Origin of the sequence: Actinopolymorpha pittospori, assembly GCF_014873875.1 — a bacterium.
In the GTDB taxonomy this organism is placed as follows: Bacteria; Actinomycetota; Actinomycetes; order Propionibacteriales; family Actinopolymorphaceae; genus Actinopolymorpha; species Actinopolymorpha pittospori.
In genome coordinates this window covers 4,810,166-4,826,018 of sequence record NZ_JADBEM010000001.1, presented here as the reverse complement: position 1 = coordinate 4,826,018, position 15,853 = coordinate 4,810,166, and the positions used below count along the sequence as shown (strand labels likewise).

The window sequence follows — 15,853 nt, the reverse complement described above, 5'->3', positions numbered from 1 at the left end:
GGACATTTCCTGCCCACCCGGGCGGGTGCGCGTCCACCGGGGCGCGGCCATCCCGCACCGTTACCGGCATCTGCGCGGATCATCGTGTTGGATCTCCCCATGGACCTTCATCGGGAAACCACGTACGCCGCCGACCCTGCCGCGGTGTTCGCGATGCTGACAAACGAGGGCTTCATCCGCTATCGAGCGAAGGCTGCACACGCTGTGCGCTACGACGTCACCGTCGAGCCACGGGGTGCCGGCGCCCGCACGACCACCCGACAGAGCCTGCCCGCCGACGTGCCCGACTTCGTCCGCAAGCTCGTCGGCGAACACATCGACCTCGAAGAGGTGATCGACTGGGGGCCGCCCGGGCCGGACAACTCCCGCAGCGGTGAGCTACGTCTCACCGTCACCAACGCGCCGGTGTCGATGCGCGGGACCATCCAGCTGGTTCCCGAGTCCGGTGGCAGCGCCACCCGGCAGATCGTCGACGCGGAGCTCAAGGCGTCCGTCCCCCTCATCGGCCGGAAGATCGAGGAGGCGGCGGCACCGGCCGTCGTCGCCGGGCTGGACGGTATGGAGGAAATCGGCCGGTCCTGGCTCGCCGGCGACAGGTGACCCGACCCACCGAAGCGGGTCCACGACGTCCCGCACCCGTCGTCGGGGGAGGCCGGGAAGCGTCCCGTCGACCTGAGACGGGTGTCGACGCGACAGGGTGAAGGTCGACGGTGTGCCCCGTCGGCCCCGTCGGCCTTTCCGTCATCCCGGGGTCACGCCCCTGAACCCACCCCGCCCGGCGTGTCGGCGCCGATTTGACGGTGCTTCCTGCGAACGTGGGCGCACATAGGCGCGATTCACTCACGTGGGGAGGCGCTGTCGTGACCGAGACGACGTTCCAATGCCCGACATGCCGGCGGCTGGAGCTCTTCGAGCAGCCCGTGTGCCCCGACGGGCACGGTGCCGACTGTCCCGACTGGATGTGCGTGGTGTGCGGCACCGCCCTGTTCGTGGATCCGGCGTTCGTGCTCGGGCCCGACGTCGAGATCGTGACGGCGCACGTCGCCTGAACCAGTCGTCGCGCCGACCTACCACCGGCGTTCCGCAGCGAGCGGGATCCCGGCCTGGTCGACCACCTGGCGCTCGCCGAGCGGATCCGTGAGCCGCACCGTCACCGTGGTGGCGCGCCCCGTGGCGTCCTGGGCACCTTGGTAGGGCTTCATCCACACCGTGACCTTCACCCGCCCGGCGTCCTCCTCGACGTCGTAGGCCTGCACGGGCTGCTCCGGCCCGGTCCGGACGCCGACGTCGATGACCCGGTCCTCGGGCGTGCGGGAGTACCACTCCGCCGAGGTCATCGGGCCCCGCCAGGGACGAAGAAGCAGGGCGCCCAGCGCGCCGCCTGCCACGAAGACCGCCCCCGCGCTGAGGACGCCGATCGCCCGACGCGTGACCCGCCGCCGTCTCGCTCCATCCATCGTGTCCCCTCCCGTCATAACGGAACGATCACGTTACCGGCGGAACCTTTCGAGCAGGTTGCGTCACGCGGTTCCTCCCGCCCACACGGCAAACGCCGGACAATCCTCGACCGGTTGCGGTCGGACAGCATCCCCTCGTGATCATCCGGGCCATGGTTGCAACAGCAACCGAAGGAGGGGAACGACAGTGGACGCCGCTCCTACGACGAACCGGCGACGATTCCTCCACCTCGCGGCCGGCACCACCCTTGCTCTGGCCGGCACACCGGCGGCGAGCGCGCTGGCCGCCCCGCCCGCCACCCAGCGACTCCCCAATCCCTACGCCCGCTGGGCGAACGGGCCCTGCCCGCGCCCTGATCCGGCGTACTTCCCCATCGGTGTCTGGTTGCAGGAACCCGACCTCGCCCCGCAGTACCAGCAGGCCGGCATCAACCTTTACGTCGGGCTGTGGGAGGGACCGACCGCCGAACAGCTGGCGACCCTCGAGCGGTACGGCATGCCGGTGATCGCCACCCAGAACGCCGTCGGACTCGGCACCGGTGAGCACAACCCGCTGGTGGGATGGAGCCACCAGGACGAGCCCGACAACGCGCAGCCCCTTCCCGAGGGTGGGTACGGGCCGCCGGTGGACCCGGCCGTCATCGTCGACCGGTACGAGCAGATGGTGGCCGCCGACCCGACGCGTCCGGTGTTCCTCAACCTCGGGCAGGGCGTCGCCAACGACGACTGGATCGGCCGCGGACCGGACGCCTCCCTCGAGGACTATCCGAAGTACGCCAAGGGCGCCGACATCATCAGCTTCGACGTCTACCCCGTCGCCGACAACCTGCCCTTGTGGTACGTCGCCAAGGGGCTGGACCGGCTGCGCGAATGGTGCGACGAGGACCGCGTCCTGTGGAACTTCGTCGAGACGACGAACATCTCCTCCGACCGCAGGGTCTCACCGCACGAGTTCCGCGCCGAAGTGTGGATGTCGCTCGTGCACGGCTCCCGCGGCATCCTCTACTTCGTCCACAGCTTCGCGCCCACCTTCGACGCCGCGAAGCTCCTGCACGATCCGGAGATGCTCGCGGCGGTCACCGCGACCAACCGGCAGATCCAGCGGCTGGCCCCGATCCTCAACACCCGTTCCGATCCGGACGCCGTGCTCGTGCGCAGTTCGGATCCGCAGGTGCCGGTCGACGTGATGGTGAAGCGTCGTGGCCGGGTCACCTACGTGTTCGCCGTGTCGATGCGCGACGCACCGACCACGGCGACCTTCGAGTTCCGCGCCGGCCTGGACGGGAGATCCCGGGTCGTCGTGGTGGACGAGGAACGCACGATCACGACCGTCGGCCGAGGGTTCGCCGACGTGTTCGCGCCGTACGACGTCCACATCTATCAGGTGGTGCACGCGCACCACTGATCGTTTCGTTCCATGTATGACCGGAAGGTTGATGCTGTGGTCTACTCCCGTCGCACCTTCGTGAAGGCGACCGGCTCCGTCGCGGCGGCCACCGCGCTCGGCGCGGGCGCCGCGGCGGCTCCGGCCCGCGCGGAGGCCGCGGAGCTGATGCGGCTGCCCGACATGCCGCTGCACGATCCCTACATCGTCGCCGACAAGCAAACGCGCACCTACTACCTCTACACGTCCAACGTCAGCTCCGTCTCGGGCGTGCAGGGCACCGGCACGATGGTCTACCGCAGCGAGAACCTGCGGGACTGGCAGAAGCCCGAGGTCGTCTTCCTGACGGCCGACCAGGAAGGAATCTGGGCCACCAGGGGCGGTTGGGCACCCGAGGTGCACAAGTACCGCGGCAGGTACTACCTGTTCACCACGCTGCACGACGAGAACAAGCCGCTGCCGATCCCGCCACCGAACCGGTACGGCACGCCGTTCCAGATCCCCAACTACATGCGCGGCACGATCATCGCCGTCGCCAACTCCCCGCTCGGCCCCTTCAAGGTGATCGACCCCTCGCGCCCGGTCGCGCCGACCAACTTCATGACCCTGGACGGGACCCTGTGGGTCGACCGGCGGGGCCAACCATGGATGGTCTACGCGCACGAGTGGCTGCAGAAGATCGACGGGACGATCGAGGCCGTCCGGCTCGAGCACGACCTGTCCGGCGCGGCCGAGGACCCGATCTACCTGTTCAAGGCCTCCGACGCGTTCTGGACCACCGAGCAGATCCCCGGCGCCACGGCACACCAGATCACGCCGTACGTCACCGACGGCCCGCAGGTGTACCAGGCCCCGAGCGGCGCCCTCGTGATGATGTGGTCGACGTATGAGAAGAACGTCGCCGAGGACAGCGGGACGATCAGCGGAAACTACGTCCAGACCTACGCGGTGTCTCGTTCGGGGACCCTAGAGGGCCCCTGGGAGCAGCAGCGTCCGTTGGTCCGGGACGACAGCGGCCACGGCATGCTCTTCGAGAGTTTCGACGGCCAGTTGATGATGGTGCTGCACCGGCCCTTCGACAACGCCCGCGGGAAGCTCTACGAGATGGAGCTCACCGGCAGCGAACTGCGGGTGGTCCGGCAACGCGTCGACCTCGACGGCGGCGGCTGAGCCGGCCGGACCGACCTGACCAACCGGGGCTGACCAACCACGGCTGAGTATCCGGGCTGACCATCCCACGTGACGCCGCGAGCGGGCCGGGCGAACGACCTGGCCCACTCGTGGCGTCGGTGCCTCACCCCACGTGCCTCACCCCATGTGGGGATAGCGGTGGTCGGTCGGAGGGACGAACGTCTCCTTCAGGGTGCGCGGGCTCACCCAGCGGATGAGGTTCCAGACCGAACCCGCCTTGTCGTTGGTGCCGCTCGCGCGGGCACCGCCGAAGGGCTGCTGGCCCACCACCGCGCCGGTCGGCTTGTCGTTGACGTAGAAGTTGCCGGCGGCGTAGCGCAGCCGCTCCGCGGCCGCCACGATCGCCGAACGGTCCTGCGCGATGACCGAACCGGTGAGGGCGTACGGCGCCACCGACTCCAGCTGGCGGGTGACCTGGTCGTAGGCGCGGTCGTCGTAGACGTGGACGCCGAGGATCGGCCCGAAGTACTCCGTCGTGAAGATCTCGTCGGTGGGGTCGTCACAGGTCAGAATGGTCGGCCGGACGAAGTAGCCCACGCTGTCGTCGAGGGCGCCGCCGGCCACGATGTGGACCGAGTCGGTCGCCTTGGCGCGTTCCAGCGCCGTCGCGTGCTTGGCGAACGCGCGCTCGTCGATGACCGCGCCCATGAAGTTGGACAGATCGGCGACGTCGCCCATCGTGAGGGCCTCGGTCTGGGCGGCGAGATCGTCGGCGAGCTGGTTCCAGACGCTTCGCGGGATGTAGGCACGGGACGCGGCGGAGCACTTCTGGCCCTGGTACTCGAACGCGCCCCGGATCAGCGCCGTCCGCAACACGTCGAGGTCGGCCGAGGAGTGGGCGAGGATGAAGTCCTTGCCGCCGGTCTCCCCCACGATCCGGGGGTAGTTGTCGTAGCTCGACAGGTGCTCCCCCACCTGGTGCCACAGGTGCCGGAACGTCGCGGTGGATCCGGTGAAGTGGATCCCCGCGAGCCCCGGATGGGCGAGCGCGACGTTGGAGACGGCGAGGCCGTCACCGGGCAGCAGGTTGATCACCCCGGGCGGCAGGCCGGCCGCCTCGAGCATCCGCATCGTGAAGTGGGCGGCGAGGGTCTGGGTGGGAGACGGCTTCCAGAGCACGACGTTGCCGAGGATGGCCGGCGCGGTCGGAAGGTTGGCGGCGATCGCCGTGAAGTTGAACGGCGTGATCGCGTAGACGAACCCCTCCAGCGGCCGGTACTCGAGTTTGTTCCACACCCCGGGCGACGACATGGGCTGCTGCTCGTGGATCTGGCGAGCGAAGTGGACGTTGAACCGCAGGAAGTCGATCAGCTCGCACGCGGAGTCGATCTCGGCCTGCTGGACCGTCTTGCTCTGGCCGAGCATGGTGGCGGCGTTGAGAGTGTCGCGCCAGGGTCCGGAGGCGAGGTCGGCGGCCTTGAGGAAGATCGCCGCGCGGTCCTCGAAGGGCATCGCCCGCCAGCCCGCGGCCGCGTCGTGGGCCGCCTTCACCGCGTCCTCGGCGTCCTGTTCGGTGGAGTTGTACAGCGTTCCGAGGACGTGCCGGCGGTCGTGCGGCATGACGACCTGGACGGGTTCGCCGCCGCCGGGGCGGCTCAGCCCGCCGATGGTGGCGGTCAGCTCGACCTGCTCACCGGCCAGCTCGGCCAGCCGGCGGGTGAGGCTCTCGCGCTCGGGGCTCCCCGGTGCGTAGGACTTGACCGGCTCGTTGGCCGGCGAGGGCACCTGTGTGACGGCATCCATCGATGGCTCCCGCGACTTTGTGGGCCTGGACCATGTGTCGGGACTCCCGGTCAGGGAGCTCCCATCGCCATCGTCCCACCTCGAGGGCCCCCTGTGGGCGGACGGTGCGGAGGACCGGGCGAATCGCCCAGGACGATCGATATCGTCAGACCGCTCAGACCGGAGCGGGACCGGCACATCCAGAGGAGACGACATGAGCGGTACACCGCCCACGGGTCTGGCCCGGCGCCTGGGCCTCGGCGACGCGGTGGTCATCGGGCTCGGCTCCATGCTGGGGGCCGGCGTCTTCTCCGCGTTCGGCCCCGCCGCTGCCGTCGCCGGCACCGGCCTGCTGCTCGGCCTGGTGATCGCGGCCGTGGTCGCCTACTGCAACGCCGCCGCCTCGGCCCAGCTCGCCGCCACCTACCCCACCTCGGGCGGCACCTACGTCTACGGCCGGGAGCGGCTCGGGCCCTGGTGGGGGTTCGTCGCCGGCTGGGGATTCGTGGTCGGCAAGACGGCGTCCTGCGCGGCGATGGCTCTCACCTTCGCGTCGTACGCCGTACCCGGTCCCTGGTGGCTCCAGCGCGGTGTCGCCGTGGTGGGCGTCCTCGCCCTCGCGGCGCTCAACTACCGCGGCATCACCCGGACGGCACAACTCACCCGGATCCTGGTGACCTGCACGTTCGTCACGCTGGCGGTCGTCGTGGTGGCGACCCTGCTCGGCGCCGGCGGCACCGACCGGCTGGGCGGCTGGGACAGCCTGGTCGGGTCCGGGTGGTACGCGATCCTGCAGGCGGCCGGCCTGCTGTTCTTCGCCTTCGCCGGCTACGCCCGGGTGGCCACCCTCGGTGAGGAGGTGCGCGACCCCGAGCGGACGATCCCGCGGGCGATCCCGCTCGCGCTCGGGATCACCGTCGCCGTCTATCTGGTGGTGGCGGTCTCCGTCCTCCTCGCGGCCGGGCCGGAGCGGCTCGCCGACGCGGCCGCTCCCCTCCAGGCGGCGGTCGGCTCCGCCGGGGCGGACGCGGTGGCCCCGGTGGTGCGGATCGGCGGCACGCTGGCGAGCCTCGGAGCGCTGCTGGCCCTGATCGCCGGTATCGGGCGGACCGGCCTCGCGATGGCACGAAACCGCGACCTGCCCGGCTGGCTCGCCGCCGTCCATCCGCGCTACCAGGTCCCCCACCACGCGGAGCTCGCGCTGGCGGTAGTGGTCAGCGCGCTGGTCCTCACCACGGACCTGCGCGGCGTGATCGGCTTCTCGTCGTTCGGTGTGCTGGTCTACTACGCGGTCGCCAACGTCTCGGCGTTCACCCAACCGGCGGCGCGGCGGCGGTGGCCACGTGCGCTCAACGTGCTCGGCGCCCTCGGATGTCTCACCCTGGTCGGGACGCTGCCGCCGGCATCGGTGATCGCCGGACTGGTGATGTTCGCCGTTGGCGTTCTCGGCCGCGCGGTCGTGCTGTGGCGCCGCGGCGACACCTCCGCGAGAAGCTAGGACGCGACTTAGGCGGACTTGCGGGCGGGTGCCTTCTGCGCCTTCTTCGCGGGCGCCTTCTTGGTGGTCTTCGTGGTGGCCTTCTTCGCCGCTGTCTTCTTGGCGGCCGTCTTCTTCGCCGGAGCCTTCTTGGTCGCCGCCTTCTTCGCGGCGGGCTGGCGGGTGGCGCGGCCACCCGACTCGGCCGGGGCCTCCCCGCGCTGGCGGCGGGCCTCGTCGACGCTTGCCTGCAGGGCCGCCATCAGGTCGACGACCTCCCCCTTGGCCGGGGCGGCCTTGGGGACCTCGACCTCGCGGCCGGCGGTCTTCGCCTCGATCACCTGCTCGAGCGCAGCGCGGTACTCGTCGTGGTAGCGGTCGGGGTCGAAGGTGGTCTCGAGGGTCTGGATGTAGGACTCGGCCATCGCGACCTCCTGCGGGCGTACCTCGACGTCCGCGGCGGGCGCCGCGAACGACCCGTCGCGCACCTCGTCGGGCCACAGCATCGTCTGCAGGACGAGGACGTCGTCCTTCGGCCGCAGCATCGCCAGGGCCTCACGATTGCGCAAGGCCACCTTGACGAGGGCGGTCTGGCCGGTACGCCGCAGGGCGTCGCGCAGCAGCACGTACGGCTTCGCGGCGGGACCGTCGGCCTGCAGGTAATAGCTCCGGGAGACGTAGATCGGGTCGATCTCCTCGGCGGGCACGAACTCCAGCACCTCGACGATGTGCCGGGTGGGCAGGGGCAGCTCCGACAGCTCATCCGACGTCAGGACGACCATCTCCCCGTCGGGGAGCTCGTAGCCCTTGGCGATGTCGGAGTAGGGCACTTCCTCGCCCTCGATCTCACAGATCCGGCGGTAGCGGATGCGCCCGCCGTCGGTGGCGTGGACCTGACGGAACGCGACGTCCTTCTCCTGGGTGGCGGCGTAGACCTTGACGGGGATCGTCACCAGGCCGAAAGAGACCGAACCCTTCCATATCGCCTGCATGGGGGACCTCCGACACCTCTGGGCACGTCGGACGGAAGAAAATGACGCACCTGGAACCTCCACACTGCGTGGTTCCCTACCCCCGGTGCAAGGCCACAATCGGACAAGGACGTTTCAGGCGCGGCCCACCTCGGCCAGCGCGACGTGTACGTGTCCGTGAGCGTGCCGCAGGGCGCGGCGCGCGCGTTCGGAGCTGACCTGCCCGAGCACCGCGACCAGTGCGGTCTTGAGCTCGCCGTCGGCCTCGCGGAGCGCCTGCGCGCAGGTGTGCTCGTCCTTGCCGGTCGCCTCGGCCAGGATCTCCAGCATCCGCCCGCGCAGCTTGGCGTTGGTGGCCATCAGGTCGACCATCAGGTTGGAGTAGGTGCGACCGATCCGGACCATGACCGCGGTCGAGAAGGCGTTGAGCACGAGCTTCTGCGCCGTGCCCGCCTTCATCCGGGTCGATCCGGCGACCACCTCGGGACCGGTGTCGACGGGTACGAAGACGTCGACCTCCGTCCCCAACGAGGCGGCCGGGTTGGCGGTGACGAAGACCGTCGCGGCACCACGGGCGCGTGAGGCGCGCAGAGCGCCCACGACGTAAGGCGTTCGGCCGCTCGCGGCGAGCCCCATGACGACGTCACCCGCCTGCACCGACTCGATCATCTCCCGGGCGCCGGCGTCCTCGTCGTCCTCGGCCCCCTCGATCGCCCGCAGGAACGCGGCCGGTCCGCCGGCGGCGTGGGTGACGAACCACTCGTGGGGTACGGCGAACGTCGGGGGCAGCTCGGCCGCGTCCAGAACGGCGAGGCGCCCGGACGTACCCGCCCCGACGTAGTGGATCCGGCGGCCCTCCTGCAGCGCCCGCACGGCCAGGTCGACCGCGGCGGCCACCTTGGGCAGGGCTGCCCACACGGCCCGTGCCACCTGCTGGTCCTCGTCGTTGATGAGGTGCAGGACCTCCAGCGTGGGCAGCCGGTCGATCTCGACGGTGCGTGGGTTGCGTGCCTCGGTGGGCGAGTCCACCCGGATGAACGGCGGCGTCACCCGGCGTGGGGTACCGGCGACTCCACCGGCCGCGGCGTTCGGGACCGGTGCCGTGCCGTCATGGCCGTCGCTGCCCGCCTCGGGTTCGTCGGGAACCCCCGCGCGCGAGGCCGGCATCAGCGCCGCCCGCGGGAGGTCTGCACGCGCCGCCCGCTGATCGCGTCGTAGGTCACCTCGAGCGCCTCCATGGTCTCGCCGTAGTGCCGCCGGGCCACCGCGACGAACAGGCAGTCGACGACCGTGAGCTGGGCGATCCGGCTCGCCGTCGCCCCGGAGCGGAACGTCGTCTCGCGGGCGGCGGTCGTGAGGACGTGGTCGGCGACCGTGGAGATCGGCGAGCGCGGGAAGTTGGTCAGCGCGACCGTGGTCGCGCCCCGGCCGCGGGCCTGGGACAGGACCTCGATCGTGTCGCCGGTGGTGCCGGTGTGGGAGATACCGACCGCGACGTCACCAGGGCCGAGCAGCGCGGAGCTCGCCAGCGCCGCGTGCGTGTCGACCCAGGCGAAGGCGAGTCGCCCGATCCGGTGCAGCTTCTGCTGGAAGTCGAGGGCGACGAACGCGCTGGCCCCGACACCGAACAGCTCGATCCGGCGGGCGTCGGCGAGGGCCTCCGAGACCTCCTCGAGTACGTCGACGTCGAGTTGGCGGGCGGTCTCCTCGACCGCGCGGGCGTCGGCGAAGGCGACCTTCTCCACGATCTGGCCCATGGAGTCCTCCGGCCCGATGTCGCTGCCGACCACGCGGCCGCGGTCACCCTCGCGGGCCGACTCACGGGCCGACTCGGCGGCGAGGCGCAGCCGGAGTTCGGGATAGCCGGGCAGGCCGAGCACCTTGCAGAACCTGATCACCGTCGTCTCCGACGTACCGGCCGCGCGAGCCAGCTCGGTGATCGTCCGGGCGGAGGCCCGTGAGGGGTCCTCGAGCACGAGGCTCGCGACGCGGCGTTCGGCCGGCGACAGGGAGGGGGCGAGTGCCCGGATCCGGATCACCACGCCTTCAGTCACTGGATCGACTTCAGGAACCTTCGAACTCTTGGCCATAGTGGAAAGTAACTTACCCTCGCAAACTGGGAGCGCGTATCCAGCCACGCTCGGAGGACTGCAGGCCATCGGATCCGCCCGGTTCCGCGAACCTGGGGCGGCAGCGCCGCGCACAGTCGGTGACGAGACGGTCAGTGCTCCGCCTCGGTCCAGCCGTCCGCGAGGAAGCGGCTGGAGTCCCGCTCGCCGTCGACCAGCATGCCCTCCGCGTCACCCAACCGGACCTCGTCGACGTAGACACCGCGGCCCTGGTAGAGCGGGTCCGTGACGTACCGCCAGCGAATCTGGACCTGACCTGGCGGTTCGTCGATCTCAGCGTACGCCTGCTGCCAGTGCCGTCCGGCGAATCCGGAGATCGTGCCGTCATGGTGACTGATCCTTCCCCGGCTCGACACCACGAACGGCTGCGCCGACCACGTTGAGCCACCGTCGCGGGACAGTTCCAGGGTGAGGATGTCCGTCGTCTCGGTGTCGACGAAGAGCTCGAAGCCGAGTCGGGTGCGCTCGTGCCGCAGGGACACCGGCAGGGTGAGCGTCGAGGTGGTCGAGTCCTGCCGGCCGGCGTACCACGCGGTACGGCCCCGTCGCGGCGTGACCGAGAGCGCCTGGGCGAGCCGACCCGTCACCGCGCGCCGGGCAGGATTGACACTGCTCCACTCCCGGCGTGGGTGCACCCGGTTGGTCAGCAGGATCGCGACCGAACGCGAGAGCGGGTCGATGACGATGGACGTTCCGGTGAATCCGGTGTGCCCGGCGGTGCTCGGGGAGGCGAGCGCCCCCATGTAGAAGCGCTGGTCGAGTTCGAACCCGAGCCCGTGGGCGTGTCCGGGGAAGCCCGCGTTGAAGTCGGTGAGCATCGCGGTGACCGTGCTCTCGGCCATGATGCGCCGACCGTCGTAGGCACCGCCGTTCAGCATCGTCTGCGCGAGGATCGCGAGGTCGTTCGCGGTGGAGAACACCCCGGCATGCCCCGCGACACCGCCGAGCGACCAGGCGTTCTCGTCGTGCACGCTGCCGCGCACCATGCCTCGGGCGGGGTCGCTCTCGAACTCCGTCGCCGCGATCCGGTCGAGCTTGTCGGCCGGCGGGTTGTAACCGGTGTCGACCATCCGCAGCGGCCTGGTGACGCCGTCCCGGACGAGGACGTCCAGAGGCTTCCTGCTGACCCGCTCGACCAGGACGCCGAGGGTGATGAGGTTGAGGTCGGAGTACTCGTACCTCGTCTGCGGTGGCGCCGTCGGCGTGACCGTCAACACCGCCTGGATCCGCGCCGCCCGGTCCGGATAGGGCCGCCACAGCCTGATCCAGGACGGCAGCCCGGACGTGTGCGTCAACAACTGCCTGACGGTGATGGTCTCCTTGCCGCCGGAGGCGAACTCCGGGAGGTAGGACGCCACCGTGGCGTCGAGGTCGACCCGGCCGTCCTCGACCTGCTGCATCACCACGATCGAGGTGAACAGCTTGGAGATGCTGGCGAGGTCGAAGATCGTGTCCGGGGCCATCGGCACCTGCTGGTCCACGGGGAGTTCGGTGCCGGCGGCGTCGGCGTACTTCACCGCCTGCCCGGTCGCCTCGTGCAACACGACCTTGCCCTCGCGGGCGGCGAGGACGACGGCGCCCGGGAACAGCGGGCGCCCCGCGCCCTGGGGCTGGAGGTAACCGCGCAGGTCCTCCACCATCGCGTCGATCTCGGCGGTGTCCAGACCTGCCTCCTTCGAAGACCCGGCGTGTAGCCGGGTGATGGGCGGGGCGAAACCGGCGTAGGGATGGTCGAAGCCCCGATGACGTACGCCGGCCTGCGCGGGTGTCACCGCCGTGGAGACGACGCTCGTCGTCGTGACGGTGACAGCGGCGACGAACGCGATCACGCAGGCGACCAGCCGTACGCTAGCCCGCCTCCCCCGCGCGGGCACGTCAGGCCCGCCGTCCGGAGTAGAGCAGATACCGCTGCCGACGCGCGTCGAACGCCCGCACCTCCTCCTGCCACGCACCGACGACCTCCGCGACGTCGGCGCCGGAGTCGATCATCGTGCGCATCCGGGGCGAGCCGGACAGCTTGTCGATCCAGTACGGCCGCACGGGGTCGTAGCTGTCGTAGCGCCACTCGAACTCCGCGTACTTCCTGGCCTCGACCAGCATCGCCACCGCGGTCGGCACGGGCTCGAACGCCCGGGCGTCGGTCACGTGCATCTGCACGCCGGCGCAGGCCTCGTCGACGTACTTGTTGAACGTCGGCACGAAGTAGGCCTCGCGGAACTCCACCCCGGGCAGCCCGCGGGCGCCCAGCCGGTCGCCCCAGTGGTAGTCGAGGTACGGCGCGCCGATCATCTCGAACGGCCGGGTGGTCCCGCGTCCCTCGGAGAGGTTCGTGCCCTCGAAGAAGCAGGTGCCGACGTAGACGAGCGCGGTGTCGGCCGTCGGCATGTTCGGCGAGGGCGGCGGCCACAGCGGGGTGTACTCCTGTGCCCTGGAGTCCGGTCGCCACCCCTTGACCCGCACGACCTCGAGGTCGACGGACCGGCCGGCCTCGGCGGGGAGGAACTCGCCGTTGAAGAAGCGGGCCAGCTCGCCCACGGTCATGCCGTGCTGCTGGACGATCTCCTTGGCGCCGACACCGGAGGTGTAGCCGGGCGTCATCATGGCGCCGTCGACCCGGCCGCCGACGGGGTTGGGCCGGTCGAGCACGACGTAGTTCAGTCCGAGGCGCGCGGCGGCGACCATGGAGTTGTACAGCGTCCATATATAGGTGTAGAAGCGCGCGCCGACGTCCTGGATGTCGAAGACCATCGTCTGGGCGCCCGACTTCGTGAACAGTTCGGCGAGTTTGGTCTGGTTGGCGCCGTACGCGTCGAAGACCGGTAGGCCGGTCCGCGGGTCGGTGGTGTCGCCTTCGGAGCCGCCGGCCTGGGCGCTGCCGCGGAACCCGTGCTCCGGACCGAACACGCCGACGATCTCCAACTCGTCGTGCAGGGCCAGGTCGTCCACGATGTGCCGCGCGTCGGGGAGGATGCCGGTCGGGTTGCTGAAGATGCCGAGTCGGGTACCGCGGAGTCCGGACCAGCCTCCGGCGGCGGCGACCTCGGCTCCGGTACGCACCCGGCCGCCCGGGCCGGCGGCGGGTGCCGCGGAGTCCACGTCGGTGTCCAGGTCGGAGTCTGCGGCGGGCGCCGCGACCGCCGTTTCCCCGCCCAGGGTCAGCCCTGCCGTCACCGCCGCGCCGGAAGCCAGCGCCGAGCCGAGGACCGTACGCCGCGTCGGCGGTCCTGTGGGCAGTCGGGTCATGTGCTCCTCCGTTTTCTCAGCACGAGTGTTCTCACCCCGAGACGGGGATCTCACCAGGACAGGCCGTGGCCGTAGGAGTAGAGCGGTTGGTCGGGGTCGGTCGCGCTCGGGATCTCGACCGGGAGCCGGCCGCTGGGGCTGACCTCGCCGAACAGCACCCGCGCGAGGGCGCGCACCGCCACCGTGGTCGGCGCGTAGGTGACGGCGTAGGTCGGCGCTTCCGCGAAGTAGGCGATGTCGTAGGGGTCCTGGACCGCGACGACGATCATCTGCGCCCCGGTGGCCAGGAGGCCGGCCACCAGCCGTCGCTGGCGTCCCTCCGGGTCGGTGACCCTGGTGTCCCACGCCTTCTGGGTGAGCACGACGGTCAGGTCGTTCTCGCGGGCGCCCGCCACCGCGCTCGCGATGGACGCGTCGCTTGGCCGGGTGCCCGTCGCGAGGGCCTGGGTGCTCGCCCCGCGTTCGCCGACGGCCTGCGCGAGAGTCGTGACCGCGGCGCCACCAGCACCGGCGACGAGGACGCGCCGCTCCCCCGGTGGGAGCGGAAGGAGGCCGGCGTCGTTCTTCACCACGGTGGTGGTCGCCTCGGTGATCCGGTCGGCGCGGGACAGGTGCGCGGGCGTACCGACCGTGGCGTCGACCGCGGCCTCGTCCACGAGGGGCTGGTGGACGACGTGGTTGCCCAGCTTCAGGCGCAGGATCCGGCTCACCGCCTCGTCGAGTCGCTCGGCGCTGATCTCACCCGAGCGGACCGCGGCGAGCAGCGCCTGGTGGGCGAGATCGAAGCGGGGCGGGCGCAGCAACATGTCGACACCGGCGTTGACGGCGAGGACGATCACGCGGTCGTCGCCGTACTTGTCCCGTACGCCCTGCATGTCGAGTGCGTCCGTCACGACCACACCCTGGAAGCCCAGCGCCTCGCGTAACAGGCCGGTCACGATCGGGTGGGACAGCGTCGCGGGATCACCGGAGGGATCCAGCTCGGGAAAGACCAGGTGCCCGGTCATGATCGAGTCGACACCGGCCTCGATGACCGCCCGGAACGGCGGCGCGTCGATGCGCTCCCACTCCTCCCGGGTGTGGGTGATCTCCGGGATGCCGGTGTGGCTGTCCACCGAGGTGTCGCCGTGCCCGGGGAAGTGCTTGGCGGTTGCGGCGATCCGGCCCTCGTCCTGGTAGCCCTCGACCTGGGCGACGGCGAGTTCGGCGACCAGTGCGGGATCGGAGCCGAAGGAACGGACGCCGATGACCGGGTTGCCCGGATCGACGTTGACGTCGGCGTCGGGTGCGTAGTCCTGGTTGATCCCGAGTGCGGCGAGTTCCCGGCCGGTGATGGCGGCCGAGTCACGTGCCGCCCGCGCGTCCCGGCCGGCGCCGAGCGCCATGTTGCCGGGAAACTGCGTCGCGGGCGGTCCGACCCGCACGATCGTCCCCTGCTCCTGGTCGGTGGAGATCAGCAGCGGCAGTCCGGGGTCGGCTCCCGTCGCGGCGCCCTGGAGCCCGTTGGAGAGCGCGGCGACCTGTCGGGGCGAGACGACGTTGCCCGACCAGGTGAAGTAGCAGACTCCGCCGAGGTGGTACTTCGTGACGACCTCCGCCGGGGTGGCCACGCCGTACTCCGAGGTGTTTCTGGCGTCGACACTGTCGGCGCGGGCGCCGTAGACGTGGGTGACGAGGAGTTGGCCGACCTTCTCCTCGACCGACATCTGTCGCAGGACGCGCCTGATCCAGGCCTCGGCACGGGGGCCGTGGGTGGCGGTGGGCCGGGGCGGCCGGCGTTCGTCGGCCCAGGCCGGGGCCGTGCTCGACGCGCCGAAGGCCGCGACGGCACCCGCGGCGCCCAAAACGACGGAACGCCGACGGGGACCTGACGGGACGATTTGCACGGATCCTCCCCGATGCATCAGTGAAAACTTCCTACGTCACCTACCCCCGTCACTGGAACCTACCTACGCACCCTGCCCGGGTCAACGGTGCTCGCGGCACCGGATCGGCCTCCCGGACCCGCGTCCGCATCCTGTCCGCAACGTTCCCCCGAGGGGCAAATGTCCAAGCCGGGTACGCGGGACGAGATGTCGCCGACCGGGACACTTCTCCGCCACGGTTTCGCCCGCTCATCCAATTGGATGACATCCAACTGAACTATGTCGTGCGCGCAATTGACCGAGCGAAAGTTCGATCCCTCGTACGGCGACCCAGTCGACTTTGGCTGCCTAAGTTGACCGAGTTGCGATCGCGATTGCCGGGGAGGAGAAATTCGGAAAACACGTGTCGTCGTC

Annotated in this window: 13 protein-coding genes; 5 read left to right on the top strand and 8 right to left on the bottom strand. The window is 70.5% G+C overall.

Going from position 1 to position 15,853, the window contains the following annotated elements; genetic code table 11:
• The first annotated feature begins 99 nt into the window (after window positions 1–99).
• Together HEB94_RS22690 and HEB94_RS22685 are read left to right on the top strand one after the other, a co-directional pair.
• On the top strand, window positions 100–600 hold the full coding sequence (locus HEB94_RS22690) for a DUF2505 domain-containing protein (protein ID WP_192751758.1): 501 nt from the start codon (window positions 100–102) through the stop codon (window positions 598–600).
• A 260-nt stretch (window positions 601–860) separates the two neighbouring features.
• Window positions 861–1,049, top strand: coding sequence for a hypothetical protein (locus HEB94_RS22685; RefSeq protein WP_192751757.1), 189 nt, complete (start codon window positions 861–863; stop codon window positions 1,047–1,049).
• Between the two features lie 18 nt (window positions 1,050–1,067).
• Here the strand turns inward: HEB94_RS22685 and HEB94_RS22680 are convergent, their stop codons facing one another.
• Window positions 1,068–1,457, bottom strand: a complete 390-nt coding sequence (locus HEB94_RS22680) for a hypothetical protein (protein ID WP_192751756.1) — start codon at window positions 1,455–1,457, stop codon at window positions 1,068–1,070.
• 187 nt (window positions 1,458–1,644) lie between these two features.
• On the opposite strand from HEB94_RS22680, the gene HEB94_RS22675 reads away from it, so the two are divergent.
• On the top strand, window positions 1,645–2,862 hold the full coding sequence (locus tag HEB94_RS22675; RefSeq protein ID WP_192751755.1) for a hypothetical protein: 1,218 nt from the start codon (window positions 1,645–1,647) through the stop codon (window positions 2,860–2,862).
• Between the two features lie 12 nt (window positions 2,863–2,874).
• Window positions 2,875–4,011: a glycoside hydrolase family 43 protein gene (locus tag HEB94_RS22670; protein WP_202896486.1), complete on the top strand. Its 1,137-nt coding sequence runs from the start codon at window positions 2,875–2,877 to the stop codon at window positions 4,009–4,011.
• A 138-nt stretch (window positions 4,012–4,149) separates the two neighbouring features.
• On the opposite strand, the gene pruA is transcribed toward HEB94_RS22670, so the two are convergent.
• The gene (gene pruA, locus HEB94_RS22665; protein ID WP_192751754.1) at window positions 4,150–5,775 is read right to left on the bottom strand and encodes an L-glutamate gamma-semialdehyde dehydrogenase; all 1,626 of its coding nucleotides are present in this window, start codon (window positions 5,773–5,775) and stop codon (window positions 4,150–4,152) included.
• 193 nt (window positions 5,776–5,968) lie between these two features.
• On the opposite strand from pruA, the gene HEB94_RS22660 reads away from it, so the two are divergent.
• Entirely contained in the window at window positions 5,969–7,252 is a 1,284-nt protein-coding gene (locus HEB94_RS22660) for an APC family permease (protein ID WP_192751753.1), read from the top strand.
• Between the two features lie 8 nt (window positions 7,253–7,260).
• Here the strand turns inward: HEB94_RS22660 and ku are convergent, their stop codons facing one another.
• The 6 genes from ku to HEB94_RS22630 form a co-directional block, all read right to left on the bottom strand.
• Window positions 7,261–8,223, bottom strand: coding sequence for a non-homologous end joining protein Ku (gene ku / locus HEB94_RS22655; protein WP_192751752.1), 963 nt, complete (start codon window positions 8,221–8,223; stop codon window positions 7,261–7,263).
• Between the two features lie 114 nt (window positions 8,224–8,337).
• On the bottom strand, window positions 8,338–9,369 hold the full coding sequence (gene murQ / locus HEB94_RS22650) for an N-acetylmuramic acid 6-phosphate etherase (protein ID WP_192751751.1): 1,032 nt from the start codon (window positions 9,367–9,369) through the stop codon (window positions 8,338–8,340).
• Complete coding sequence (locus HEB94_RS22645; protein WP_337917921.1) at window positions 9,369–10,256, bottom strand: MurR/RpiR family transcriptional regulator; 888 nt, start codon at window positions 10,254–10,256, stop codon at window positions 9,369–9,371. Before HEB94_RS22645 ends, murQ begins: the two co-directional genes overlap by 1 nt.
• Before the next feature lie 167 nt (window positions 10,257–10,423).
• Window positions 10,424–12,160: a serine hydrolase domain-containing protein gene (locus HEB94_RS22640; RefSeq protein ID WP_337917920.1), complete on the bottom strand. Its 1,737-nt coding sequence runs from the start codon at window positions 12,158–12,160 to the stop codon at window positions 10,424–10,426.
• A 46-nt stretch (window positions 12,161–12,206) separates the two neighbouring features.
• Window positions 12,207–13,574, bottom strand: coding sequence for an exo-beta-N-acetylmuramidase NamZ family protein (locus HEB94_RS22635; protein WP_192751749.1), 1,368 nt, complete (start codon window positions 13,572–13,574; stop codon window positions 12,207–12,209).
• A 50-nt stretch (window positions 13,575–13,624) separates the two neighbouring features.
• The gene (locus HEB94_RS22630) at window positions 13,625–15,460 is read right to left on the bottom strand and encodes a glycoside hydrolase family 3 protein (RefSeq protein ID WP_337917919.1); all 1,836 of its coding nucleotides are present in this window, start codon (window positions 15,458–15,460) and stop codon (window positions 13,625–13,627) included.
• Between the last annotated feature and the right edge of the window lie 393 nt (window positions 15,461–15,853).

Coding starts and splice junctions, on each gene's coding strand:
- HEB94_RS22690 (WP_192751758.1), top strand. CDS start 100: ATGGACCTTCATCGGGAAACCACGTACGCCGCCGACCCTGCCGCGGTG.
- HEB94_RS22680 (WP_192751756.1), bottom strand. CDS start 1,457: ATGGATGGAGCGAGACGGCGGCGGGTCACGCGTCGGGCGATCGGCGTC.
- HEB94_RS22670 (WP_202896486.1), top strand. CDS start 2,875: ATGTATGACCGGAAGGTTGATGCTGTGGTCTACTCCCGTCGCACCTTC.
- pruA (WP_192751754.1), bottom strand. CDS start 5,775: ATGGATGCCGTCACACAGGTGCCCTCGCCGGCCAACGAGCCGGTCAAG.
- HEB94_RS22660 (WP_192751753.1), top strand. CDS start 5,969: ATGAGCGGTACACCGCCCACGGGTCTGGCCCGGCGCCTGGGCCTCGGC.
- ku (WP_192751752.1), bottom strand. CDS start 8,223: ATGCAGGCGATATGGAAGGGTTCGGTCTCTTTCGGCCTGGTGACGATC.
- murQ (WP_192751751.1), bottom strand. CDS start 9,369: ATGCCGGCCTCGCGCGCGGGGGTTCCCGACGAACCCGAGGCGGGCAGC.
- HEB94_RS22635 (WP_192751749.1), bottom strand. CDS start 13,574: ATGACCCGACTGCCCACAGGACCGCCGACGCGGCGTACGGTCCTCGGC.